The 22,062-nt window shown below is 57.9% G+C and carries 27 protein-coding genes and 1 pseudogene; 13 read left to right on the forward strand and 15 right to left on the reverse strand.

All coding sequences use genetic code 11. The features are described 5' to 3' along the window. Positions 1 to 19: 19 nt before the first annotated feature. The 6 genes from ACK83U_RS26300 to ACK83U_RS26325 all read right to left on the reverse strand — a co-directional run bounded on the left by ACK83U_RS26300 (position 20) and on the right by ACK83U_RS26325 (position 4,491). Positions 20 to 1,297 (reverse strand): D-tagatose-bisphosphate aldolase, class II, non-catalytic subunit, encoded by a 1,278-nt coding sequence (locus ACK83U_RS26300; protein ID WP_112603280.1) that lies wholly within the window; start codon positions 1,295 to 1,297, stop codon positions 20 to 22. Beyond that, complete coding sequence (locus tag ACK83U_RS26305; protein ID WP_112603278.1) at positions 1,297 to 2,274, reverse strand: sugar kinase; 978 nt, start codon at positions 2,272 to 2,274, stop codon at positions 1,297 to 1,299. The genes ACK83U_RS26300 and ACK83U_RS26305 overlap by 1 nt, the downstream gene beginning before the upstream one ends. A gap of 313 nt (positions 2,275 to 2,587) precedes the next feature. Continuing rightward, complete coding sequence (locus tag ACK83U_RS26310; protein ID WP_210290344.1) at positions 2,588 to 2,830, reverse strand: hypothetical protein; 243 nt, start codon at positions 2,828 to 2,830, stop codon at positions 2,588 to 2,590. A 74-nt stretch (positions 2,831 to 2,904) separates the two neighbouring features. Beyond that, positions 2,905 to 3,477, reverse strand: coding sequence for a cysteine hydrolase (locus ACK83U_RS26315; protein WP_112603276.1), 573 nt, complete (start codon positions 3,475 to 3,477; stop codon positions 2,905 to 2,907). Between the two features lie 36 nt (positions 3,478 to 3,513). Further along, entirely contained in the window at positions 3,514 to 3,759 is a 246-nt protein-coding gene (locus ACK83U_RS26320) for a hypothetical protein (RefSeq protein ID WP_112603274.1), read from the reverse strand. A gap of 426 nt (positions 3,760 to 4,185) precedes the next feature. Beyond that, positions 4,186 to 4,491, reverse strand: coding sequence for a hypothetical protein (locus ACK83U_RS26325; RefSeq protein WP_112603272.1), 306 nt, complete (start codon positions 4,489 to 4,491; stop codon positions 4,186 to 4,188). Positions 4,492 to 4,651: 160 nt separating this feature from the next. Here ACK83U_RS26325 and ACK83U_RS26330 point away from each other — a divergent pair, with 160 nt between their 5' ends. Next, positions 4,652 to 4,987: a hypothetical protein gene (locus ACK83U_RS26330; protein WP_412474922.1), complete on the forward strand. Its 336-nt coding sequence runs from the start codon at positions 4,652 to 4,654 to the stop codon at positions 4,985 to 4,987. A 92-nt stretch (positions 4,988 to 5,079) separates the two neighbouring features. On the opposite strand, the gene ACK83U_RS26335 is transcribed toward ACK83U_RS26330, so the two are convergent. Further along, positions 5,080 to 5,535 carry a hypothetical protein gene (locus ACK83U_RS26335; protein ID WP_112603268.1) on the reverse strand — a complete coding sequence of 152 codons (456 nt, stop codon included), beginning with the start codon at positions 5,533 to 5,535 and terminating at the stop codon, positions 5,080 to 5,082. Between the two features lie 219 nt (positions 5,536 to 5,754). On the opposite strand from ACK83U_RS26335, the pseudogene ACK83U_RS26340 reads away from it, so the two are divergent. The 8 genes and pseudogenes from ACK83U_RS26340 to ACK83U_RS26375 form a co-directional block, all read left to right on the forward strand. Then, positions 5,755 to 5,892, forward strand: a pseudogene (locus ACK83U_RS26340) (bacterioferritin-associated ferredoxin); the annotation flags it as partial. 126 nt (positions 5,893 to 6,018) lie between these two features. Continuing rightward, positions 6,019 to 7,038 carry a helix-turn-helix domain-containing protein gene (locus ACK83U_RS26345; protein WP_112603266.1) on the forward strand — a complete coding sequence of 340 codons (1,020 nt, stop codon included), beginning with the start codon at positions 6,019 to 6,021 and terminating at the stop codon, positions 7,036 to 7,038. Positions 7,039 to 7,123: 85 nt separating this feature from the next. Beyond that, entirely contained in the window at positions 7,124 to 8,257 is a 1,134-nt protein-coding gene (locus ACK83U_RS26350) for an efflux RND transporter periplasmic adaptor subunit (protein ID WP_412474923.1), read from the forward strand. Beyond that, positions 8,254 to 8,949: an ABC transporter ATP-binding protein gene (locus ACK83U_RS26355; protein WP_112603264.1), complete on the forward strand. Its 696-nt coding sequence runs from the start codon at positions 8,254 to 8,256 to the stop codon at positions 8,947 to 8,949. The genes ACK83U_RS26350 and ACK83U_RS26355 overlap by 4 nt, the downstream gene beginning before the upstream one ends. Further along, positions 8,949 to 10,091, forward strand: coding sequence for an ABC transporter permease (locus tag ACK83U_RS26360; RefSeq protein WP_112603262.1), 1,143 nt, complete (start codon positions 8,949 to 8,951; stop codon positions 10,089 to 10,091). Before ACK83U_RS26355 ends, ACK83U_RS26360 begins: the two co-directional genes overlap by 1 nt. Before the next feature lie 5 nt (positions 10,092 to 10,096). After that, the gene (locus ACK83U_RS26365; RefSeq protein WP_112603260.1) at positions 10,097 to 11,299 is read left to right on the forward strand and encodes an FtsX-like permease family protein; all 1,203 of its coding nucleotides are present in this window, start codon (positions 10,097 to 10,099) and stop codon (positions 11,297 to 11,299) included. A gap of 151 nt (positions 11,300 to 11,450) precedes the next feature. Beyond that, positions 11,451 to 12,272 (forward strand): sterol desaturase family protein, encoded by an 822-nt coding sequence (locus ACK83U_RS26370; RefSeq protein WP_112603514.1) that lies wholly within the window; start codon positions 11,451 to 11,453, stop codon positions 12,270 to 12,272. A 281-nt stretch (positions 12,273 to 12,553) separates the two neighbouring features. Further along, positions 12,554 to 12,874 (forward strand): chemotaxis protein CheW, encoded by a 321-nt coding sequence (locus tag ACK83U_RS26375; RefSeq protein WP_412474924.1) that lies wholly within the window; start codon positions 12,554 to 12,556, stop codon positions 12,872 to 12,874. A 75-nt stretch (positions 12,875 to 12,949) separates the two neighbouring features. On the opposite strand, the gene ACK83U_RS26380 is transcribed toward ACK83U_RS26375, so the two are convergent. From ACK83U_RS26380 to ACK83U_RS26400, 5 genes are all read right to left on the reverse strand, one after another. After that, positions 12,950 to 13,159 (reverse strand): hypothetical protein, encoded by a 210-nt coding sequence (locus tag ACK83U_RS26380; RefSeq protein WP_112336992.1) that lies wholly within the window; start codon positions 13,157 to 13,159, stop codon positions 12,950 to 12,952. 32 nt (positions 13,160 to 13,191) lie between these two features. Next, positions 13,192 to 13,347 carry a hypothetical protein gene (locus ACK83U_RS26385; RefSeq protein ID WP_412474925.1) on the reverse strand — a complete coding sequence of 52 codons (156 nt, stop codon included), beginning with the start codon at positions 13,345 to 13,347 and terminating at the stop codon, positions 13,192 to 13,194. A gap of 14 nt (positions 13,348 to 13,361) precedes the next feature. Beyond that, a complete protein-coding gene (locus tag ACK83U_RS26390) occupies positions 13,362 to 13,649 on the reverse strand; it encodes a cold-shock protein (RefSeq protein ID WP_112603256.1) in 288 nt (95 codons plus the stop codon). Positions 13,650 to 13,756: 107 nt separating this feature from the next. After that, on the reverse strand, positions 13,757 to 13,966 hold the full coding sequence (locus ACK83U_RS26395) for a cold-shock protein (RefSeq protein ID WP_112336994.1): 210 nt from the start codon (positions 13,964 to 13,966) through the stop codon (positions 13,757 to 13,759). A 282-nt stretch (positions 13,967 to 14,248) separates the two neighbouring features. Beyond that, positions 14,249 to 14,707 carry a DUF3237 domain-containing protein gene (locus ACK83U_RS26400; protein ID WP_112603254.1) on the reverse strand — a complete coding sequence of 153 codons (459 nt, stop codon included), beginning with the start codon at positions 14,705 to 14,707 and terminating at the stop codon, positions 14,249 to 14,251. 117 nt (positions 14,708 to 14,824) lie between these two features. On the opposite strand from ACK83U_RS26400, the gene ACK83U_RS26405 reads away from it, so the two are divergent. Beyond that, positions 14,825 to 15,709, forward strand: a complete 885-nt coding sequence (locus ACK83U_RS26405) for a LysR substrate-binding domain-containing protein (protein ID WP_112603252.1) — start codon at positions 14,825 to 14,827, stop codon at positions 15,707 to 15,709. 821 nt (positions 15,710 to 16,530) lie between these two features. Next, positions 16,531 to 16,929, forward strand: a complete 399-nt coding sequence (locus ACK83U_RS26410) for a DUF1236 domain-containing protein (protein ID WP_112603250.1) — start codon at positions 16,531 to 16,533, stop codon at positions 16,927 to 16,929. A gap of 386 nt (positions 16,930 to 17,315) precedes the next feature. Here ACK83U_RS26410 and ACK83U_RS26415 read toward each other — a convergent pair whose 3' ends face one another. Next, positions 17,316 to 17,975 (reverse strand): hypothetical protein, encoded by a 660-nt coding sequence (locus ACK83U_RS26415; RefSeq protein ID WP_412474926.1) that lies wholly within the window; start codon positions 17,973 to 17,975, stop codon positions 17,316 to 17,318. Between the two features lie 281 nt (positions 17,976 to 18,256). On the opposite strand from ACK83U_RS26415, the gene ACK83U_RS26420 reads away from it, so the two are divergent. Together ACK83U_RS26420 and ACK83U_RS26425 are read left to right on the forward strand one after the other, a co-directional pair. Then, complete coding sequence (locus tag ACK83U_RS26420) at positions 18,257 to 19,690, forward strand: sensor histidine kinase (RefSeq protein WP_112603246.1); 1,434 nt, start codon at positions 18,257 to 18,259, stop codon at positions 19,688 to 19,690. Continuing rightward, a complete protein-coding gene (locus ACK83U_RS26425) occupies positions 19,687 to 20,331 on the forward strand; it encodes a response regulator transcription factor (protein WP_112603244.1) in 645 nt (214 codons plus the stop codon). Before ACK83U_RS26420 ends, ACK83U_RS26425 begins: the two co-directional genes overlap by 4 nt. Here ACK83U_RS26425 and ACK83U_RS26430 read toward each other — a convergent pair. Continuing rightward, positions 20,325 to 20,789, reverse strand: a complete 465-nt coding sequence (locus ACK83U_RS26430; protein WP_112603242.1) for a hypothetical protein — start codon at positions 20,787 to 20,789, stop codon at positions 20,325 to 20,327. The two genes, ACK83U_RS26425 and ACK83U_RS26430, sit on opposite strands and share 7 nt — an antisense overlap. 953 nt (positions 20,790 to 21,742) lie before the next feature. Continuing rightward, complete coding sequence (locus tag ACK83U_RS26435) at positions 21,743 to 21,889, reverse strand: DUF1127 domain-containing protein (protein ID WP_112337003.1); 147 nt, start codon at positions 21,887 to 21,889, stop codon at positions 21,743 to 21,745. Positions 21,890 to 22,062: the final 173 nt, after the last annotated feature.

A 22,062-nucleotide genomic window follows, 5' to 3' on the forward strand; every position in this document is an offset into this window, starting at 1 on the left:
TCCTCCTTCGATCAGCTAGCTATCGTTTGATGGCTCCGCAGGCTGCGTGATAATCCGCGAGGCTGCGGGTGATACGCCATATCAAAACCTGCTCCGGCTCCAATGGCGCATCCGCGAAGTGCCGTGCAGCCGGCATGTGCTGCCAGAACAACGGAAGCGGCACGGTCTTACCGCGCAACGCGTCGCATAATCTCTCGACAGCGGATTGCGCGTCGGATGACGCCCAGTAATAGCGAATGCGATCGGACAGCGAATAATGCCGCAGCCAGCGCTTCTCCGCCTCCGTTCCGTAATAATGCTGGCTCCAGTTTTTCGGCTGCGCGAGCATCAGCGCTTCCACGGCCGCGTAGAGCGGCCGTTCGCCATAGTCGGGCACGAGATCGGAAGCAATGAGATCCAGGCCGTAAAGGGCTTCGCGCAACACGAATGTCAGCTCGGGACCAACCTTCAGAATGGGGAAGCCGTCCTCGACGAGAGCGGTCAAGGGTGTAGTACCTTGATAGTCGGTCGAATGGGCCTCGAAGACGAACTGCGGTTCGTCGGCCAGGAGCGACTTCAGTTCGGCGATCTTGCTGCGATCGTAAAAGATGACATTGTGATTGCCGAACTCGACGCCGGGCTGGACGACCAATCCGATGGCGCGCGTAAACGCCTCCCTCAATCCCGCCTGCTCGAACACGCGGCGATGAATGTCTATCGTCTTGCGGGCGGCGGCAGCCGCGGTCGGTTCAATTGTAGTCAGGGCGTGATCTGCGCCGCCCGGTGGCGGAACCTCGGTGCCGATCACATACACCGGCATGGCCCCACCACTTCTTCTAGCCGAAGCCTCCGCCACAGCGGCAAGGCGTGCGGCGCGACGGGCTGTCGTCTCGTCGTCGAGCGCGATCGGTTCGTCCTTGCAGCCCATCGAGGCATCCAGATGTATCTTTCGGAAGCCGGCCTCGATGTAGGCGGCTACCATTTTTTCCGCCTCGGCCATGGCTTCTTCCGAGGGGCGATCCCGCCAGGGATTTGGTCCCAGATGGTCGCCGCCCAAAACTACCAGCTCCGACGGGCAATCCTCTTCCTCGGCGATATGTTGCACCAGCGCTGCGAAATCGGCCGGTGTCATGCCGGTATAACCGCCCAGATGATTGACCTGATTGCAGGTTGCCTCGATCAGCACTGTGCTTGAATGCAGCCGGCCATGCCGGAGCGCAGCCCTGAGTACGAGCGGATGGGCCGAGCACACGGAGGTGATTCCCGCCTGGCGGCCTTCGGCCCTCAGCCTCGCCAGTTCGCCGAGATGGATCTGCATCAGGAATGCCTTTCAGTGGCTGCGATGAACGCGTCGAGCTGTTCCTTGGTACCGGCACCCTCCATCGGGCCGATGACGGTGACATTGCGCGCGCCGGCAGCAGCGGCATAGGTCAAGGCGTCTTTCACGGGCATGCCCAGGCGGCGGCAGGTAAGATAGGCTCCGCCAAAGCAATCGCCGGCACCGGTCGGATCGACCTCCGTGACGACAAAGGCCGGTGCATCGATGCGCTCGCCGTCGCAGCCATAATAGGTCGCGCCATTCGCTCCCCGCTTCAGCACGATCTCCTTGACGCCGATCTCGAACAGACGGCGGACCGCATTGGCTTCGCCCTCGACGCCGGTCGCACGCTCCAATTCCTCTCCGGAGGGCAACAATAGATCGGCCGCGGCAACAAGCCTAGAAAACCGGCGTTCGGTATCGTCGTCGAGTTTCAATTCCTTGCGGATGTTGGGATCGACGGACAGCGTGCCGCCGCGAGCCTTGACGATGTCGACGGCCTTGTCGATCACCTCGCGCGCACTCGGAACCGACAATGCCGAGCCCATGACATGCAGATGCCCGGCACGACCGATGAGATTGCTGACATCATCGCTCCAGCCGAAGCGCGCGGCTGCCGAGGTCGCGATATTGTAGACGAAGTCGCGAGACCCGTCCTTGCGGTAGCGGACGAAGGCGCTGCCCGTCGGATAATCGGGATCGACCGAAATAGCCGAGATATCGACCCCGTCGCCCTTCAGCCTTTCGAGATTCACGCGGCCGAAATCATCGGTACCGACGGCGCCGATCATCGCCGCGCTGCCGCCAAGCCGCCCACATTGGGAGATGAAGATTGCCGGAGCACCGCTGGCGAAAGGACCGATGAGCGGCTGTGCCTCCCTGAAACCATCACCGACCGTCGTGGCAACGATTTCCACGAGGATTTCCCCGACGCAGACCGTCGGGCCAAGCTGATCGGGAGCCAGTGCTGAACTCATTGCAATCCTGCTTTCGCCACCTGTTGCTCTCAAACCGCCGCAGCGAGTCGTCCGGCGCTATCCTCACCGCAAGGCTCATCGTTTTCCAGAAAAAGAAGTGCTGAAGCAACATATATGTTTGCCTTGTGCGGCCTGACGAGGATCTTCCTTCCTCCAGAGCCAGCTTTAGAATTTGCTATAATTCAAGCACGATTCCCCGCACTTTCGCACGCGCCGGGAATAGCCCGCTTCGTTGCCTGTAGCCAGGCTCATGTCACGGCAAAATACCGGCATCAGCCGCCTTCGGCGGCTGGCTTGCGGTCGGAGAGAACGATCAGTGAATGGCAGCCGAAGTAGGCGCATTAATCTTTGTCGACCAGATACCGACATAGGTTCCGATCAACCTCACGGCCAGGTCATCTGCCGTGTGATAACCGTCATGAAAGAATTCGAGAGCCGCTGCGACGAGAGTACTCGAAGCCTCGTCATCTGGCGCCACCTCATAGAAGCTATACCATTGCAATACAGCTTCAGCGAGTATTCGGCATTCACTTCCTTTGGGAGCGCGATGAGGCATGGCAGTCTCCTCCGAGTCCTATGGAGCAGGATGTAGCGGACCATCCTATCAAATCAAGAAGCGGGGAGCCTCCGTCATCGCGCGGACAGAAATTCCTCGACCGTCATGATCTCGGATTGAACGGAAAACCGGCGCTCCAGCAGCGTGAGCGCTGCATCATGCGCATCGTCATCGCCACTGCAGACGGCGTCTCTTAAAACGATGATTCCATATCCAAGCTCGATTGCACCCAGGGCTGCGGCCAACACGCAGACATCCGTTTCACCGCCGCTGATCACCAGGGTATCGATACCTTCCTGAGCCAGATTTCGGTGAAGGCGGCCATCGGTCCAGGGCGAATAAGTGAGCTTGTCGAAGATGCGGGCCGGCGGAACGAAACGCTGCAGCGGATCGATAAGCAGCATCAACTCGTGGGGAAGCCGACTGGCGGTCATCATCTCCCATTTCTCGTAGTAATCTTGCCATTTCCCCGGCATGGCGTCCGCCCGGGTCGGTGGAATGAAGCGGGTAAAGAGCGTACGTTCGGGAAATCGCCCGGCGACCTCGACCACCTGCTCCAGGGTGCGCGCCATCCAGGGCACATGCCAGGGCGTTTGTTCGAAGAACATGCGTTGCATATCGATGCAAAGATGCAGCCAGGTCCTCATCCGGATACCGTTTTATCGATCCGCGGCGAACGTGCTTCAGCCGCGATACTTGCCCTCGTTCATGTCTCGCGTATCGTAATTGAGATCCCAATCCTTCTCTGGCTCGGTCTTTCCGGGCGGCTTTTTGTTCATGGTTGCATCGTCCGATCCCGTAATGACCTTCGGCTTGGCGCTTGCCACACCGTTATTGCGGCTGCTTTTCACCAGCCGTCGGGTTTGGCCCTTTGCGTCTTGAGCAGGATCGCCCCTGCTCCTTTCACCGGGATTGTTCGATTTAGGCATGGCGCTGTTCCCATTTTCTCCGATATCGGATCCTGCGCCGAACAGCCGACATGCGGCAATGTTCCCAGAACACCGGAATTTGTCGATCACATCAGGAAATGATGTGGATCGCGCGACCGCTCACGCAGGCGGGAACCTTGGGGCGCCGCCGATGTTGGGATGCGGACACGTAGATCGCAGAGGAAGAACGACAATGCCAGCGTCTGACAACGGTAAATACAATGCATTGACCGTGTACATTATCCTGATCGTGGTGGTGGCGTGTGCGCTGGTAATCGGCGGCATAGCCTTTTATGACGGCGAACCTCAAAGGCCAGGCCAGACGTCCCCGCATGCTCTCGATCAAACTCAATGAAAGCCGAGTCTTCGTTCAAGGCAACTCCGCGTCTAGAACCCGAGGCCGTCTATTGATCGGCTGGCTTGTCGTCAACGCGTGACTCCAAAAACAAATCCGATGGCCGCGGCCGCCAAGAGCGAAGCGATCGGCCTTTCGCGAATTCGCCGCTCGACTGCAAAGGCTGCAAGTTTGTTGTTCGATTGTTCTTGAGGGCCGAACCGGTCCGCCTCAGGGCCGATGCCGCCAGCGACGGCGGTATGCGTCAGGGAAGCAGGATCCGAGGCTGGAAACGTATCCTCAAGCGCTTTGTCCAGTTCGTTTGCCGGCCTGCTTCTTTGCTGCTTCTGCTCCTTTCGCAAGGATTGAACCGCTGGTGACTGATTTTGCTCGGGCATTTTTCGCTCCGTTAACAACAGATCAAATCGGAATATGCTCAGTGAATGCAGGCCGCCGGTTAAAAGGCTCCCACCTGACGCAACGGCGATTCGGAAGATTTGTTCCAACAGCTCGATCGCGCCACCGGATCTCCCTATATACGGCGAATGGCAAGTCCGTTTGCTGAGATCCGATGTAGCGCGACAACACACCGTTCCTCATGGCGGGAGTAAGGGCATGCGCCGCTACCATCATCTTGTCGAAGGCATTCTCCAGCCGGAGGAGATCGATCGGCTGCAACGGATTTTCGACGTCGTGATCGCTCAACCATGGTTCGATTTGAATGATTTCAACCGCGAGGCCTTTGCCCTGGAGCTTATCAAGCTTTATCGTAGTGGCGTGGTCGATTTCACCAATCTTCATCAGCTCGGCGCTTTAACGGCCATTGCTTCTTTCAGCCGGGACATGCCGGAGGAAGAACGCCAAGCTCTCAATCTTTTATACCGCGCACGCTGATTGGAAGGTGGCTCGAAGCTGACGGAAGACACGCCGGGCTCAGCGCAGTGCCCTTTTCGCAACGCTCCGCCTTCCGGCTTCAGCGCGGATAATCAGCGGCCGACTTGCGTGGGAAGGATTGTGTCGACGGACACCTCGCCCTCCAGCACGCGCCGTTTCAAATCGGTTCGGCCGCGAGCGATCTCGATCACGGTGTAAAGCTTGTCATCGCGAAACGCACTCGCGTTACTGGTGGTCACATCTTCGGCAGGGGCGGCATCGACCTCCATAAAGTCGAGCTCCCTGCCCGTCGCCACGATGCGCGCGTCGCCCGAACTTCTGGCCGCCACGATGATCGTACCCTGATTGGGAGCATTGTCCCAGCGTGGATCGTCCGGGGCAGCGATGGGTTCCAGGCGATAGATATTCAGTGTCTCCGCACCGTCGGCTGCTGAGGAGAGCGCCGCCGCATCCCGCAACTGAGCCTTGCTCTCGACGGATCGCCCGAAGGTGGTTCGGCTGGTTGCATTGTTGACATCGTCAGTTCCCGTTCGCGAAACATTCGACATGGTGTTCTCCTTTTTCTTTCCCGCCTCTGTTTTCTAACTGCCTCGCAATCGAATTGGTTCCTGAATCTCCAGGTTTATGGCCATGATGAAGGAGGCCGCGAGAGATCAATGAGGGAGTAAAGATCCGCGCCAAGCCACGACGCTTGCAGACTTGGCCTGTGCGCCGGAGATAGCTGCCAGAGCGCAAATGTATTGGGCGAGTGCTCAAACTTTAGCTTCATATTCGGCGCCATTCGCAACGGATGTCACAGCTTCGAGGCTGTCGGTGTGACAACGAATGCCGGAACGAATTGCGGCTCCTGCCGCGCGGAAATTAGAGAGATCATCGATGGATGTCTTGCCGCCGCAGCGGAGTGACATGCCACGACAGCCGGCCTCCCTCCCCAGAAATTTGACGACCTGAAACATGATTGAGGTCGCGGTGCGGCCCGTCTTTCGGCATGATCGGCTGGAGATATAGACAGGTCCTGCTCCGAACGATCAATGATTTTCATTCCGCTTCCATTCGTCGTCGCCATTTTGCTCGTCATTCTCTTCGGCGTCGTCCGGAGCCGCGACGATAGCCCCTCGCCCAATCTTCCTTTCCAGGCGCTCATTCTTCTGAGCGCCTTTCAGTCCGTACTGTCCGGATTGCGCTGGGGTTATGCCGTTTTGCCTGTCATGTACGCCATGCCGATCGCAGCTGCGATGGTGCCGCCACTTGCTTATCTCGGGATCTCCAGGCTGGCGCGCAAAAGCCCTCTATCGCCAATTCAGCAGATCTGCCTGCATGGTCTTCCGGCGGGGCTTATTGTCGTGCTGGTCGCGATATGGCGCGACGCAATCGATATCGGGATAATCCTTATCGATATCGGCTATGCCGCAGCAATCCTGCTTCTCATGCGCTCGGGCACGGACGCCCTTCGTCTTGCACCTTTCGAAAATGCCGGCCCGACCTACCGGGCCATCCTCTTTGCCGCAGGCGCGCTTCTGCTATCGGCGGTGGTGGATATATTCATCTGGCTGGATTTTGTCTGGGCCGACGGCACCTATGCGCTAAAGGTCATTAGCTTCGGAAATCTCATCGGACTGGCTATCCTGGCCATGGCTGCTGCAGCCGCCAGCCGCAGCCATGCGCCCGCCGAAAAGATGGAGAACGTTCGCCCGCCCGAATTCCTTGAAGACGCACAGACGCTTGGGGCGGTGCAGGTCTTGATGAAAGACAGGCACGCCTATCGCGATGTCGATCTCAATCTCGATCGGCTGGCGCGCAAGCTTGCGATTCCCGCCCGGCAAATTTCCGCAGCCATCAACCGGGCGACCGGCAAGAATGTCTCGCAATATGTCAACGAGCACCGGATCGCCGAGGCCTGCCTGCTGCTCGCCGAAACGGAAAAGCCGGTGACGGAAATCATGTTCGACGTCGGTTTTCAGACCAAATCGAACTTCAATCGCGAGTTCCGGCGCGTTACCGATACGACGCCGCTCGAATGGCGCGACCGGTCGCGCAGCCCTTCCAGCTGATTTCGGCCACATGCGAGGCTGACTGAATCGCGATCGAGCACGGCCCGGAACGTGTTAGAGGTCTCCGTTTCCTCGTCGGATAGCCATGCTCTTCCTCATGAGCACCGTCACCGATCACGACCAGAGACTTGCCGCCACGCTGACCTCCCTCTCCCTGAAGCGGCGGCACATAACACAGGATCCGCCCCACGCCCCAAGGCGGCGGACCATTCCTCTCCTGAGCCTGGCATTGGTTGCGGCCATCAGCCTGATCATCGTCATCTATCGTCCCAGCATATTCCATCCGTCGGGAACGCCTCTCTCTTCCATACCGGCCTTGCGGAGCGAGCCACGCGCGACGGAAACCTCCCGCGTTGAAGAAACAAATGACCGGGACCACAAGCAGTACGCTTTGAATACAAGGACCAACGCAGTCGGCGAAATAACCGGTGCCGGGATTGTCGTTGCTCCGCGCAGCACGACTGTTTTCTCCAAGTATGAGGCCAGAATTACCGATGTCGCCGTCGAGCTCGGCGACCGGGTCGAAGCCGGGCAGGTTCTTATCACACTCGATGATGCGGCCGCCCACATCGCGCTGGAAAAGGCTGAAGCCGCGCGCGCCGCTGCCGATCTGACGATCAAGGCGCGTGACATCGATCTCGTGCAGGCGCGTGCATCGCTGGACCGCCTCGAGAGCCTTGCCAGCCGCGATGCGGCTTCGCGGCAGCAACTGGAAGAATCGAGAACGGCCTTTGCCCGTGCATCCAACGCCGTGGCGCAAGCCCGGCAGGATTTAGCCACGGCCGAACTCGGCCTTCGTTCCGCCGAAGAGCCCCTGACGGAACTGATGGTCCGCGCGCCCTTTGCCGGCACGGTGACACGGCTCAACGCCCATGTCGGCGACACCGTGCTTGCCCGTGCCGACAGCGTGCGCGAAAACCAGAGCCTGCTTGCCATCACCGATACCGCCAGCATGACGCTCGACGCCGACGTGGCAGAAACCAATATCGCGTCCCTCAGACCGGGCCTGCGGGGCGAAGCCGTGCTCGACGGGTTTCCCGATCGAGCCTTTGCAGTCGAGGTGCTGCGGCTCGCGCCCATTGCCTCGATCGAAAAGGGCACGATCACGGTTCGCCTTTCCCTCATCGATCCGCCGGAAGGCATTCGGCCGAACATGGCCGCCCGCATCCGTATCCCCCTTGCAGACACGATCGCCAAGAATGGAGACAACAAGTCATGACCCCTGCCGCCTATATCGAGCTTAAAGAGGTGCGAAAGGCCTATCGTATCGGCAAGGAAGATATCTCCATCTTCTCGGGTCTCGACCTTGCCATTCCGCAGAGCGATTTCGTCGCGATCATGGGACCATCGGGATCAGGGAAATCGACGCTGCTCAACATGCTGGCCGGCATCGACCGGCCGGATGCCGGAAGTGTAAGCATCGGCGACTATCGGCTCGACTGGATGGGCGAACGAGCACTGTCGTCCTGGCGAGCGCACAACATTGGCATCGTCTTTCAGTTCTACAATCTGCTGCCGATGCTGACCGCGGCAGAGAATGTCGAGCTGCCGCTCCTCCTGAAATCCCTGAGCGCAAAGGAGCGGCGTGACCGGGTCGGCAAGGTCCTCGATCTCGTCGGCCTTGCCGGCAGGGAAAAGCAGTATCCCTCCTCCATGTCGGGTGGGCAACAGCAGCGCGTCGGCATTGCGCGCGCCATTGTTTCCGATCCCGGCCTGCTGCTCTGCGACGAGCCGACCGGCGATCTCGATCGGGCCTCCGCCGACGATGTGCTGCAGATGCTCAACTTCCTCAATCGTGAACTGGGAAAGACCATTATCATGGTGACCCACGACCCGCGAGCCGCAGGCTCGGCCAGACGGACGCTGCATCTCGACAAGGGACAATTCATCGAAGCGGGAAAGGCAGCCTGATGACCTTCCTCGACCTCGCCCGAAAGAATGCTTCGCGAAAGCCGCTGCGCACTACTCTGCTCATTGTCTGCATCGCCGTCGCCTTTCTCATCCACGGGCTAACCGCCAGCTTCCTTGCCGGCTCGCAGGGCGTGTCGGCCGCGAGCGACAATATTCTCGGCGTCATGAGTGCCAGCGGGCGCGGGCAGCCATTGCCGATGGCCCACCGCGCCCGCATTGCGGCCGATCCCGATGTCGCAGCGGTCGGTTACATGACACGCCTGCGCGGCTTCGTCGATGTCGAAAAGAATATCGTGCCAATCAGCGCCGTCGATCCGGCGTTGCTGATAGAAACCAACGGTCGGGAACTCGGCCTTACGCCCGATCTGCTCGAGGCGATCGGACAAGGCCGCGACCGGGTCCTGGTCGGACGGGCGCTCGCCGAAGCCGAAGGCTGGTCTGTTGGCCAAAACATCACCGTCACCGCCTTTCAGGTGGCGAAGCAGGACGGCGGCCGCGACTGGCGCTTCGTGATCGCGGGGATCTTCGAGGGCGAAAGCGCCAGCACCGACACCTACTTCACCATCGCCCGTTACGATTACGTCAATGCCGCCCGCGCAAAAGACAAGGACACCGTGGATGCTTTCATCATCAAGCCGCGCGACGGCATTTCGCCGGGCGTTATGGCTGCCCATATCGACGCGCTCTTCGTCAACTCCTCGGCGCCCACGCGCACTCAGTCCGAAAAGCAGTTTCTCGAAGCCTTCCTGCGCCAGTATGCCGATATCGGCCTCATCGTCGATCTGGTCACAGGGGCTGCCTTCGTCACGCTGCTGATGATCGTCATCAACACCATGGTCTTCGCCGTGCGCGAGCGGTCATTCGAAATCGCCGTCCTGAAAACGCTGGGCATCTCACACATGACGATCCTCACCCTCGTCCTCGGCGAAACACTGTTCATGTTCATCATCGGCGGAGCCATCGGGCTGGCCTTGGCGAGAGCCGGAGCGATATTTGCCGGCCCATCGCTCGGTCTTGCCTTCTCTGCGGTCGTGCTGCTGCATGCAACGGCGATCGTGCTTGTTCTTGGACTTGCAACCGGCCTCGTGCCGGCCGTCAACGCCATGCGAACCCCCATCATGAAAGCCTTCCGAACGAGGTGACCGATATGTCCATCCAAATCAGACAGATCATCGTTGCGGCAAGAACCGCGCTCGGCAGCATGAAGCGGCGCCTGGCGATTTCGCTCTCCATGGCATTGTCTGTATCGCTCGTCGTTATCGTGCTCATAGGCTTCCTAGCAATGGCGAGCGGCTTCGAGAAGGCCTTGAGCGGCGCAGGCTCACCGCTGGTCGCCGTCGTGCTCGGCGGCGGCACGAACCAGGAGACCGGCTCCGATATATCAGCCGATGCGATCCGCAAGCTCAAGGCCAGCGCCGGTGATATCGGTGTCCTACGAGATTCGGCCGGAAATCTTGTTGCATCTCGCGAACTCGTGATCCCCGTCGATGTAACCAGCAAAGGAGATAGAAGCTCGGGGACCCTTGCCCTGCGTGGCATGGATGGCAGCGGTCTTCCGATCCGGAATGGTATCGCCCTTTCGCAGGGGAGGTTGTTCGCGCCCGGCGCCAGAGAGATTGTCGTCGGAGCAGGCATCGCCCGCGATTATTCCGGCTTTGGCCTCGGCGCAAAGGTGCGGCTCGGCACCGTGGACTGGACCGTGGTCGGACACTTCACTGCCAACGGCAGCGCATTCGAATCGGAAATCTGGGGCGATATCGATGCGGTGCGTGCCGCCTTCGACCGGCAGGGCGAAGTGCAAAGCCTGCGATTGCGGCTTGTCGATCCATCCTCCCTTGCCAAGTTGAACATCAGGCTGGCGACGATTACGGAGACGCCGCTGACGGCAGTTTCCGAGGCTGGACTTTATGCATCCCAGGCTGGGCGCATGGCCGATCTCATACGCCTGTTCGGCTGGCCCATCGCCTTGCTGATGGCGATCGGGGCAACCGCCGGGGCACTCAACACGATGATGAGCTCCATCTCCGACAGAACGGTCGAGATCGCGACCATGCGGGCACTCGGCTTCAGTCGCCTATCCGCTTTTCTCGCAACCTGGTTGGAGGCCGCCCTCTTGGCTGCGGCCGGTGCAGCCGTCGGCGTCTTGGCATCGCGGCTTGTCTTCGAAGGGTGGCGCGCCAGCACCATAGGGGCCAATGATGTCAGCATGGCTTTTCAGCTTACCGTCACCCCGCAAGTCATGCTGACCGGCGGTATGCTTGGTCTTTCAATCGGACTTCTTGGTGGCGCGCTTCCGGCACTGGCCGCCAGCCGGCTGCCGCTGATCGCTGCCTTGAGAGCCCGTGGGTAGGCTAATTGCCCTGGAGCGTGGGTTCTCAGACCATCAACCTCGCTGCGGCCATCATGCCCTTAACCAGTTTTTAATCATCAAGTTGAAGCGACACCTATCCTCGGATAAGGAGGAGCATCGCCCCTATCGTTCCATGGATAGCAAATTGACAATGGAAAATTTGCTTCGTTTGCTTGAATTCATGGAGGAGTATACCGATCGCGTTCTTCCGGTCGCGTTGCTGTTGCTCGCCGCCGAGGTCATCTTTCCGAAGTCTCGCTATAGCTATGTATCGAAACTTCGCGGCATGATCTTCTGCGTGACAAACATCCTCATAACCAAGGCAAGCCTGACCCTCTTCTACTGGTTTTGGGCTGGCATCGGCATAAAGCCGTTGTTTACCATCGACCTGACATTCCTCTCGAGATTTTCGAACGCGTGGCCGCTGCATCTGTTGGGTGCCCTAGCTGCTTCCTTTCTCGTTCTGCAGGTCAGCGAGTTCTTCTACTATTGGTTCCACCGGCTCCAGCATAGCAACAGGTTCTTCTGGCGTTTCCACGCCGAGCATCATTCGCTAGAGGAAATGAGTGCCTTCAACAGCAACCATCATTTCAGCGAGGAGATCTTCAGGATCCCGTTCCTGATCATTCCCGTCTCACTGCTTTTCGATTTCAAGCAGGACTATGTTCCCTGGATCTGGGTGTTCTTCGTTCGCTGGCAAGGTTATTTCGAGCATAGCTCGACGCGTCTGAACCTGGGTTGGGTCCGCTACATCTTTCCCGACAACCGGTTTCACCGCATTCATCATTCGATCGAACGACGGCATTTCAACCGGAATTTCGGCAGTGGCTCCGCCATCTGGGACATTCTGTTCGGGACGGCGTACTATCCGAAAGCCCAGGAATGGCCTGATGTCGGCCTACCCAATATCCGCGAGCCACAGAACTTGACCGAGTTTCTCATTCGGCCCTTTCGACGTGGCAGACACAGCTAAAACGCGATCGTTTTGGCCTCAATCTCATTCGGATTTGGGCCTTATGGCCAGTCTGAAAGTGGGGCATCGTTAGAATTTTAGGCAAACCGAAAAGCAGTCATCAAGACAATCACTCTACCTTGGGTTTGTCCGGCCGAATCGCGTTCGGCGGCACCATGACAGTGCCAAGGCATCCTCCCCAGCCGGGTTTCGCCTCAGACGTTTGCACTTTTGAACGGGGAGTCCCTGAAGGGACAAAGTGCTCAATGCCTCTACCAGTATTTCTTCGCCGCCGCGCAGCAATGGCGGTGCGCGTGCACGACACCTTATGCACGTTCATTGACGGAACGATCGTCGCCCGGGCAGATAATTGGCGCCCGCTTCGCGATAGCGACGATGCACGCCACGCCCTCGGTCATACCTCATATCGCGGCGAATTGGTGCCGGTTTACGATTTGGCCGCCCAAATGGGCAACAGGCCCTCACGGAGCTGCGAACTCGCCATCGTCAAGATGGCTGGAGGCTACGTGGCATTCCTGATCGACGAATTCATCGGCAACACCTCGGCAGCGAGCGAAGCCATTAACCTTTCGCAGCTCGAGATTTTCGGCCAAACCGCGTAGCTGTACAGTAACGTTTTACCGCGCCAAAGAACGCAGCTTCACTCGCTGTGCTATGTTTGGGCGGTCGTGCTTCTGTTATTTCGTCTTATGCCCGCGTTTCGCCGATGGCTTGATCGGCTCTGCTTCCGGCCGCGCCAATCGAAGCGCGCGGAGCTTCTCGGTCTTTTTCTCGCGATCGGCATTTTCGGCGGCGGTGATCTGCCTCGCCGCCGTATCCGTCGTCGATGCCTTGTCTTGAAGAGTTTGCCTACTCTGTTTGAAAAACTTCTCTTTTGTGGCGGCCATGATGTCTCCTGACGAATGATAAGAGGGTGCGGTCAGCCCGACCGCGCAACCTTCTTTTTGGACGCGGGAAGAAGCCCTTCGCGCTGTGCATCTTTGCGGGCAAGTTTACGACTGCGGCGGATCGCATCGGCTTTTTTGCGAACCCGCAGCGCCTGATCGACGTGGTTGTCCCTGATGTCTACTTGCAAGGTAGCTCCTTCAATTACCGCTTTCTCAGGGTGATCATCGTCAAATTGATCCAGCTGGAAGACCTTGATTCAGCTGCGAAGCCAATATTCCGGGCTTTTGATGTGGACGCTTCAACGTCGATATCCGGCTGGACTACGCGGCGTTCAAAATTTTCGCCTTCGAACTGGACGCGATATTGCGTGGCGCCATCGGCTTCAGGCATGCGCGACACAATTCTTCCTGCTCCAGAAGGACCGAAATTTCCAAAAGTGCCACGCTTTAAAACGATCGTGTCACCAATCTGGTAGCGCGGATTCTGCATACCGTTCTCCCGTGGCCAAAATAAAAGGCCGGGCGTTACCCCGACCTCTCAACATCATCCATGCGCACTGCCAGTACATCCGTGGTCAGCGCGCGTGAATGACAAATTTACGCCGCCTGAAGATTATCGGCTGAGCTCTTGCCGGACCTGCTGTCCTGCACGATGTCATAGCGAATTTTCTGTCCATCAGTTAGCGAACGCATCCCGGCTCGCTCGACGGCCGAAGCATGCACGAAAACGTCCGTGCTGCCATTATCGGGTTGAATGAAGCCGAAGCCCTTGGTGGAGTTAAACCACTTAACTGTACCAGTGTTCATAACGATTTCCTTTCATAGCAATCGTTGTTGCTCCCGCGATACCTTGCGGGGTTAGATCGATTTTTTGAGAGGGAATCCGAGGAAGGGCACAGGCCCTTGAGCGACGTCACAAGCAATGGTCGATAAGTCTAAACTAGGCTCTATTTCAGATTTTGCAATGAAAACTTTAGAAATATTACCTCAGCGGCATTTCGGACTGCAAGTCAAACGAACGACCGCAAGATTGCTCGGTGGGACAGAGAACCGAGTGGAATCAAGCCAATCCCGTCCATTTCTCTGTTATCAGAGGATTTCGAACAGGTCGTATTTTACGCCACCCGGAAAACGACTACCCTTTCCAACACAAACGATCGCATTGATCCAAGCATGTGCAGGCGAAGCGGTTTCGAAATAGGGAGTTGTTCGAAGATAATATTCCGAAGGGTCGACAGCTTCGCCGCGTCCCAAGCGCTCGGAAACTTCGACCGATGCGTGGCGAACGCCACGATAGGTCATCAGAATGTAGGCGCCATCCTCAACCTCGAGCAGAACCCGGACATCCTGCTGGAATGTTCCGTCCTGCCGAGTGACCAGCAGGTCCGATCCGATTAGTGGTGAGACCTTGCCCTTGAGACGCTCTCCTTCAAAATGGCCGCCAGAGACCGGAAAGATTCGGCGAACGCCCGCGGGACATGGTCCTATATCGATCGTTGGATGAAGTTCGAGATACAGCGTAAACAGAGGGCGCGATTGCAGCTCCATGAGAGGCTCTCCATGTATGGAGAGCGTGATCGCCTCCACTTCTGGGGCGCATTAAACTGCTATAATATCGGTACGCAAAACGGGCATTCCTTACTATTATCATAAGTGAAACTACATATGCACCCTTCACTCGACGCCCTGAAAGTCCTTGAGATCTGCGTCGCTTCCGGAAGCTTCGCCCGTGCAGCCGAGCGTTTGTTTCTCACCCCTACGGCAGTGAGCCTGCGCATTCGCACCCTTGAGGAGGAACTAGGTGAGCCCCTTTTCATTCGGCGAGGACCGCGTGTAGTGCCTACTCCGAAGGCCATGCTGCTTGCGAAGGGTGTGCGGCGCGGCTTGGACGAAATCGACGCCGCATTGGCGGCTTTCGGAGCGGCATCTCCTCCCTTGCGGGTGACCGCGCCTCCCACCCTCGCAAGCCGCTGGCTTGCGCCGCGCCTTTCCGGCTATCAGCGCTGCGAGATCGAACTCGATGTTTCGACCGAAATTCGTGATCCGTCAGATTTCGACGTTGCCATCCGCACTGGCGCCGGCGACTGGCCGGGTCTGCGGGCCTTTCGACTATTTCCCGTACAACTAACGCCGCTTCTGGCTCCATCGCTTGCCGCAGCGCTGGAACCTCTCACACCGGAGATGCTTGCAACTCTGCCACTGTTGCCGCATCCAGACTGGGAAAGATGGTTTGTGAGCGCAATCGGTCGCGTCCCGCCGGGATTGAGGTTCACTCGCGTGGAATATCCGAACCATGAGCTAAATGTGAATGCCGCCTGCGCGGGTGAAGGCGTTGCGCTCGTGCCACCCGGCTTCTTCGAGGCCATTGTCAAATCAGGCGTGCTGATCGCGCCCTTCGACGAGACGCTTGACGGTCCCGACTGGCACTTCGCACTCATCCGTGATGATGACGGGAGATCAGGGCCTAAAGAATTCTGCGACTGGCTTTACGAGCAGAGTCGCACGATATCGGCGGCACTTGATACACCCGACGCCTGGGCGGATGCTTGAACGCAATCAAAAACTTCCGACCGGTCTGGTTCGGAGTGCGACTAAGTTCGGGCATACCTGTCGCTATACCACTGCATCATCCGGTATTGTCGGAAATATTTTCTCCATAATCCGATTAATTTGGCAGCCCTAACAATCGCCAGGGTCTCCGTTACCAGATATTGTCGATCAAGCTACTAGACAATCTGATTTCGACGGACATAGATTTACTGGATGAACACACAGCGGAAAAATAACGGCGATCACAGGATTGATCTCCACCGGAACGTTGACGGCTTTCCCATGGGTGTGGAACTGATAAATGCGATATGATCCCAACATATCCCGATCGCGCTGGCCGCTCCCATTTCGTCGGCAATCATGGGAGACTTTAATCGGTCTGATATCCGTCATTCTCCTAGTCGGGATCATATGTGCCAACCTGCCTAGCAGTTGGACCGCAGAGCGAAACACATCGGTGGCCTCTTCGAACCAGGCTCGACATTGACAGATTGAGATCGCTCCACTGCTCACGCGAAGCGATCGAAAACGTTTATCGGATCGACCTGCCGCATCGCGTAGTGGCTTCTGGCAGTTGCGAAGGTGAGAGCTGTATTGGCTCAATCCCTGCCTTGCATCACCGCACCCAGCCCTGAATGCGACGAATCCCCCATATTCCCTTATCGAAGCCACGCGCGTAGGGCTTTGGTCTGATGTTCACTGCGACCCATGTCCCAAATCCACATGACTGAAGCCCAAGGAAAGGAACAGACTGCGGCGAAGCTCTGTTTTACCGACAGCTCCGTCAACGACGGAGGAATAGAAGGTGAAAGGAGATTCTGATGAAAACGAAGGTACTTAGTGTTGCGGCACTCGCGCTTGGCCTCACCGCCGGATGTGCTTTTGCCCAATCTTCGACCGTCACCGGCGCCGCAGGTGGCGCGGTTACCGGAGCCGTAGTTGGTGGCCCGGTTGGAGCCGCCGTGGGCGGTGTCGCTGGCGCCATTGTCGGCACGGCCATCGATCCGCCGCCGCAGAAGGTGGTCACCTACGTACGCGAACAGCCCCTGCCCGAAGAAGAAACTGTTGTCCGCGAGCGTGTAGTCGTCGGCCGACCCTTGCCGGAAACGATCGTCGTGCGAACCGTTCCGCAAAATCCGAAATATGCCTATGCGATCGTCAACCACGAACGCGTGATTGTCGAGCCTACCTCGCGCAAGGTTATCAAGATTCTGAACTAACGATCGTGGAGAGCGGGAAGCCGCTCTCCACCCCTCATTCCGCCTGGCTGAGCCATATCATAATGATCGCAAGGAGAGAGTGGCCGGCCTCCGATTTTCCCGAAATCCCGAACTTCCTGGCACTGGCTTCCGCACGCGGTCATTCCGCGGCCTACCCCTGTCGCGCACCATATTCTGTACCTGGTCATACAGATCGTACGGCAAATTGCCTATCGCCGGATCGGGCAGCGTCTGGGGCGGAAGACCCGACCCGGCGATAGAGCCGGTGGGCGGACCGGCTAGCGAATGGCGCCCGCTGGCGCCAAACTCATAAATCGAAGCAGAAAGGCCGCCGCAATGCGCGCCTATCGATCCCCAAGTTCACAAAGCAATGCTAAGGCAGCGCCTCAATCGTCGGTTGGCTGCGTGCTCTCAGATTGTGTTGCGGTTTCGGATTTCCTTTCCAGCGCATCACGAACTTCCGCGATTTTTCCTGTATTTGTTCCAACGCCGAGGATGCTCTTTGCTTCCGCGAGCGTCTGGTTCGTCACCGGCTTGTTAGACAACTGCGCCAGCGCCGAACGCAAGGCGCTGTCGCTGAGGGCCGGGTCCGTCGGCACTGCCGTCGTTCCATATTGGATTTCAAATTCCGCATATGCCTTCACATAAGCGGAAAGCGCCGCCATCTTCGGATCTTTCGAGTTCAGGTAGGCGCGATAGTCCCGCTTGAGCGAGCTCAGGCTACCTGCACCGGGCTTTGAGACATGGCTCTTCGAACTTGCACTATGGGCTTTGGAGTGTTTATCCGCATGATGCCCCAACACCGACGATGAAGTGCCCTGTGCAGCCGCCGCATTCGTCGAAGGGCTGCTTGTATCGTCGCCCCCGGACTTTTCATGGCCGGAGTTTCCTTCACCATGGCCGCCGCCGTTACCATTGCCATGACCGCCGCCGTTTCCGCCCTTGGCGAATGCCGGCTGTACGAAACCGACCATAGCTCCTCCGATTGGCGCAAGGACAAGCACCAGGCCGAGGCTTGTCGCACCAATGATGGAATGGATTTTCATGTGCACTTCCTTCGTAACATGCCCGTCGCCTATGGCAGCGGCCATATCCAGCAAATCATGCGCACTAGAATATTGCCGAAATCCCAGCTTTCTATCCCGCTCCGACCTATGCCTTGAGGGTTAGGACCATAGTCTGATTGATCCAACCCTTTGGTCGCTTAAATTGCAGGCGCCAGACGGCAGTACCCGCTCGGGACAACGCGGCCGGTGTCGACGGACCCAACGGTTGACACTCCATCCTGCTGGGATAGCTATAGAGGGTTGGGAGATCAGTGCCGATTATGCCAGTGCCGCGAGCAAATCATAAATACAAGCTCTCTCCAGCAAGTCTTATCGAACGCTGGAACTCCCAATCCTTGGCCAGACAGTTCCTGCTCGCCGGTGGCTTCGTCGCTCTTTGTGCGATGCTCGTTGTCGGGTCCTTCGTTGCCAATCTGATCGAGAATGCAGTGACGCGTAATTCCGCGGCGACGACGGCCCTCTATGTCGACAGCGTCATCGCCCCGCTCCTGCCCGATATGCAAACCACTCAGGCTCTTGACGATACGGTGACGCACGCCCTTGATGAGACCCTGGGCCAAGGTGCGCTCGGCACACGGCTGTTTTCCTTCCGGCTTTGGCGCGACGACGGGACAATCCTCTATTCCAATAACAAGGATCTTTCCGGCAAGCGATTTCCGCTCTCGGACAGTCTCAAGACGGCCTTTTCGGGCCAAATGGTCGCCAAATTCAACCGGATCGACGACGTGGAGAGCGTGGCTGAACGCAATAGCGGCAAGCCCCTTCTGGAAATCTACAATCCGGTGCTTCAACCGTGGTCGGGCAAGGTCGTGGCCGTCTCCGAATTCTACGAGGTTGCCAACGATTTCCAATGGAGCCTTACGCAGGCCCGCCTGCTGAGCTGGCTTGTCGTTGCCGTGTTCACGCTGACATTCTTTGCTCTTCTATCGATCATCGTCCTGCGCGGCAGCCACACCATCGACAGTCAGCGCATGGCGCTCAACGGCCGCATCGGCGAATTGTCGGCGCTTCTTCAACAGAATGAGGCGTTGCGCGCGCGCGTTCAACGCGCGACCCAGCGCGCCGCCGCGCTGAATGAGAGCTATTTGCGCCGTATCGGTGCCGACCTACATGACGGTCCCGCCCAATTGGTCGCTTATGCCTCCTTGCGGCTGGACAGCCAGACCCTCATCAGCTCCACCGTCTCGCCAGAGGAACGCGAAGCGTCGCTGGAGACAATCAAATCCAGCCTTGATGACGCCATGGCCGAAATCCGGAGCGTCTGTAGCGGCCTGATGCTGCCGCACATCGAGACGGACAATTTGACCGATCTCTTAAAACGGGCAATCCGTGCCCACGAACAGCGTACCGGCGTCACCGTCGCTCTTCTCGTCGGGGCAGCGCCGACAGATCTTTCGACCTCCGCAAAAATATGCGTCTATCGCTTTGTGCAGGAAGCCTTGAACAATGGCTATCGTCACGCCGGCGGAATCGGGCAAAGGGTCGTGCAATCCTTCAAAGACGGCCAGGTCGTGATCGAGGTTGCCGATGAGGGACCGGGATTTGATCCGAAAGGGGTCGGCACGCAGAAGCTTGGTCTTGCCGGCCTTAGAGATCGGGTCGAAAGCCTCGGCGGCATGTTCCAGCTTTTGTCGTCAAACCGGGGCACCATCGTCCGCATGTCCCTGAACATCGAGGAAATGGAGCAGACATGACAGCAGCAATCACTTTGGCAGTCGTAGACGACCACCCCCTCTTCAGGGAGGGCGTTATCCGCAGCCTGACCGAAATGGATGGGTTTAGCATCGTCGGCGAAGGCAGCAGCAAGGAGGACGCGCTGCGCATAGCGATGCAGCAGCGCCCGGACATCCTGTTGCTCGACATTTCCATGCCGGGAGGAGGACTGGATGCCCTTTCTCTTATCCTCGGCCAGATACCCGATCAGAAGATCGTTATGCTGACAGTCTCCGAGGCAAGCGACGATGTGATGACGGCGCTCAAGAGCGGCGCGAAGGGCTATGTTCTGAAAGGCGTCGGATCACGGACGCTCGCCGATATCCTTCGCGGTATCGCTGCCGGTGACAGCTATGTCGCACCGACGCTATCGGCGCGTCTGATTTCCGAAAACGGAACCGATTCCCGGGCCAATCCTTTCAGCGCATTGACGGATCGCGAGCGGGAAGTATTGGAACTGGCTTCTGCTGGATTGAGCAATAAACATATCGGGCTGAAGCTCGATCTGCATGAAAAGACCATCAAGCATCACATGACCCAAATCTTCGCCAAACTGGAGGTGAGCAATAGAACGGAAGCTGCGATGGCGTTCCGGGATGAACTCGAAAGGCGGCGTCAGTGAAGGAGTGATTTGAGCCGCTGCTCGTCGGCAGTTGTCGCATTGCGATTGACGATGGTGCGGCCCTTTGAATCCTTCATCACATAACGTCCGCTCTGTATATTTTCGCTCATACCATCCTTGTGTTGAACGCTAATCGAGCCGCCGCCATCATCGGTGGACTGGTCGGAATCGACCTGGCTTTGGGTAGCGCTCTTGGTTGCGGACGATCGGCCATTAGCATTGCCGTTTCCGTTGTTGCCATTCCCGTTTCCATTGTTACCGCTGCCGTTTCCGCCTCCATTGCCGCTGTTGCCATTGCCTCCCCCGTTACCGTTGCCTCCCCCATTGCCGTTTCCGCCGCCGTTGCCGCCACCATTACCATTGCCACCTTTGGCCTCGGCCATTTGCTGGGCGAATATCGCGGAAGCACCGTGAATTTTGACAGTGTAGGGAAGTGCCGTGTTGACCAAGGTCAGCATCAGGCATGGTAAAGCAGCAATAAGCTTTCGACGTAATAACACCTAAAGCCTCCTGAGGCTCCAACGACGAGCGCCCAACGTTCCATGGGCTCGAAGCGCCTCGGCTATCGCCGATTGGCAAGGGTCCGATCCATATCAAATCGCCTCTACATCGCGAAGGGTCAAGTCCTATCCCACGGATAAGTACAGCATTTGGACTTCAGCAATCCACGTCATGACCTTTCGCCGTGGCAGTGTCAGACCAAGGTCGGAGAAAGCGCCGGACCGAAGCCCAATTGCATGATCGCGTTATTGAAACCGACTTCAGCTTGTCAATATGACTGCGGGCACGCCGAAGCCTCGCCGGCACAAGATAAGCCGGTCGAGAGCCAATAGCGTCTCTGTAAGAGCGGCACGCCACACGACGTCGTCCGTGCAATCATCCGACAAGAGAGGGTAATGCGATGACCCAACACTGGAGGATCTATCTGGCTCGGGCCATACCGCCGGGGGCAATATTGGATTTCTCGGCAGCCGAATTCGCGCTCCAGGTTGCGATCAATTTGCGGTATTGCCTGAATCTCGTCCGGCCGACGTCCGAGTGCACCGAATTGGCCGAACTCGTGTTGCTGCGTGCCAGAAATTACGGCGAGGCCAGAATGGGCCATAGCCCACAGTCGTTCGCAGAAGCAGAGGAAGCACTTGCCAATGCAACGAGACTGCTCGAGATTGAACTTGAATATTGCGCGAAACGGGGCACGAGGGACAGCTGCGATCAAGCAGCCTAAATCTTCGTCATGTTATCCGGCAGAATAACAACAGGAAAATTGTGCCGATCGTGAGGTTGGAGGCGACCAATGACGCTACGCGCGGCATCTATCGGCTATGACTTTGTCGCAGAAAGCTAGCGACGGCACTGGCCAATAGCTCCTGCGGCGGCGCATACCTCAAGGGTATGCGCGCGAAAGGAAGGTTTAGTTGCCGCGAGCTCCCTTGACGGCGAACGGAATATGCGAGCGGGAAATACCGAGATCACGAAGAACATGATCGTCCAGGGCGGAAAGCTCGCGCATTGCTCTGCGCTGTTCGCTAAAGCGCTTAATCTTCTCTAATACTTTCATTTTTGCCATCTCCTTGTTTTCGCGCAAGAGATAGGCATTTACCCGCCTAAATAAAATGCACATGCCTGCAGGATAGCCATGCTGCTTTTGCAAGGCTCATCACGGCGGCAGCGGCCAACGTGCCCGTACGCCACGAATTAAGGAACCTGTCTCACATTGGGGAGCAATTGATG

This window comes from Rhizobium sp. WW22 (assembly GCF_047041135.1).
GTDB lineage: Bacteria > Pseudomonadota > Alphaproteobacteria > Rhizobiales > Rhizobiaceae > Rhizobium.

What these genes read in the sequence shown, in the direction of transcription:
- ACK83U_RS26420 (WP_112603246.1), top strand. Translation starts at nt 18,257, where the DNA reads ATGCCAGTGCCGCGAGCAAATCATAAATACAAGCTCTCTCCAGCAAGT.
- ACK83U_RS26380 (WP_112336992.1), bottom strand. Translation starts at nt 13,159, where the DNA reads ATGGCCGCCACAAAAGAGAAGTTTTTCAAACAGAGTAGGCAAACTCTT.
- ACK83U_RS26410 (WP_112603250.1), top strand. Translation starts at nt 16,531, where the DNA reads ATGAAAACGAAGGTACTTAGTGTTGCGGCACTCGCGCTTGGCCTCACC.
- ACK83U_RS26305 (WP_112603278.1), bottom strand. Translation starts at nt 2,274, where the DNA reads ATGAGTTCAGCACTGGCTCCCGATCAGCTTGGCCCGACGGTCTGCGTC.
- ACK83U_RS26345 (WP_112603266.1), top strand. Translation starts at nt 6,019, where the DNA reads ATGATTTTCATTCCGCTTCCATTCGTCGTCGCCATTTTGCTCGTCATT.
- ACK83U_RS26310 (WP_210290344.1), bottom strand. Translation starts at nt 2,830, where the DNA reads ATGCCTCATCGCGCTCCCAAAGGAAGTGAATGCCGAATACTCGCTGAA.
- ACK83U_RS26390 (WP_112603256.1), bottom strand. Translation starts at nt 13,649, where the DNA reads ATGCAGAATCCGCGCTACCAGATTGGTGACACGATCGTTTTAAAGCGT.
- ACK83U_RS26350 (WP_412474923.1), top strand. Translation starts at nt 7,124, where the DNA reads ATGCTCTTCCTCATGAGCACCGTCACCGATCACGACCAGAGACTTGCC.
- ACK83U_RS26365 (WP_112603260.1), top strand. Translation starts at nt 10,097, where the DNA reads ATGTCCATCCAAATCAGACAGATCATCGTTGCGGCAAGAACCGCGCTC.
- ACK83U_RS26320 (WP_112603274.1), bottom strand. Translation starts at nt 3,759, where the DNA reads ATGCCTAAATCGAACAATCCCGGTGAAAGGAGCAGGGGCGATCCTGCT.
- ACK83U_RS26400 (WP_112603254.1), bottom strand. Translation starts at nt 14,707, where the DNA reads ATGGAGCTGCAATCGCGCCCTCTGTTTACGCTGTATCTCGAACTTCAT.
- ACK83U_RS26430 (WP_112603242.1), bottom strand. Translation starts at nt 20,789, where the DNA reads ATGCTGACCTTGGTCAACACGGCACTTCCCTACACTGTCAAAATTCAC.
- ACK83U_RS26360 (WP_112603262.1), top strand. Translation starts at nt 8,949, where the DNA reads ATGACCTTCCTCGACCTCGCCCGAAAGAATGCTTCGCGAAAGCCGCTG.
- ACK83U_RS26415 (WP_412474926.1), bottom strand. Translation starts at nt 17,975, where the DNA reads ATGAAAATCCATTCCATCATTGGTGCGACAAGCCTCGGCCTGGTGCTT.
- ACK83U_RS26315 (WP_112603276.1), bottom strand. Translation starts at nt 3,477, where the DNA reads ATGAGGACCTGGCTGCATCTTTGCATCGATATGCAACGCATGTTCTTC.
- ACK83U_RS26405 (WP_112603252.1), top strand. Translation starts at nt 14,825, where the DNA reads ATGCACCCTTCACTCGACGCCCTGAAAGTCCTTGAGATCTGCGTCGCT.
- ACK83U_RS26370 (WP_112603514.1), top strand. Translation starts at nt 11,451, where the DNA reads ATGGAAAATTTGCTTCGTTTGCTTGAATTCATGGAGGAGTATACCGAT.
- ACK83U_RS26425 (WP_112603244.1), top strand. Translation starts at nt 19,687, where the DNA reads ATGACAGCAGCAATCACTTTGGCAGTCGTAGACGACCACCCCCTCTTC.
- ACK83U_RS26325 (WP_112603272.1), bottom strand. Translation starts at nt 4,491, where the DNA reads ATGCCCGAGCAAAATCAGTCACCAGCGGTTCAATCCTTGCGAAAGGAG.
- ACK83U_RS26435 (WP_112337003.1), bottom strand. Translation starts at nt 21,889, where the DNA reads ATGAAAGTATTAGAGAAGATTAAGCGCTTTAGCGAACAGCGCAGAGCA.
- ACK83U_RS26300 (WP_112603280.1), bottom strand. Translation starts at nt 1,297, where the DNA reads ATGCAGATCCATCTCGGCGAACTGGCGAGGCTGAGGGCCGAAGGCCGC.
- ACK83U_RS26355 (WP_112603264.1), top strand. Translation starts at nt 8,254, where the DNA reads ATGACCCCTGCCGCCTATATCGAGCTTAAAGAGGTGCGAAAGGCCTAT.
- ACK83U_RS26335 (WP_112603268.1), bottom strand. Translation starts at nt 5,535, where the DNA reads ATGTCGAATGTTTCGCGAACGGGAACTGACGATGTCAACAATGCAACC.
- ACK83U_RS26395 (WP_112336994.1), bottom strand. Translation starts at nt 13,966, where the DNA reads ATGAACACTGGTACAGTTAAGTGGTTTAACTCCACCAAGGGCTTCGGC.
- ACK83U_RS26375 (WP_412474924.1), top strand. Translation starts at nt 12,554, where the DNA reads ATGGCGGTGCGCGTGCACGACACCTTATGCACGTTCATTGACGGAACG.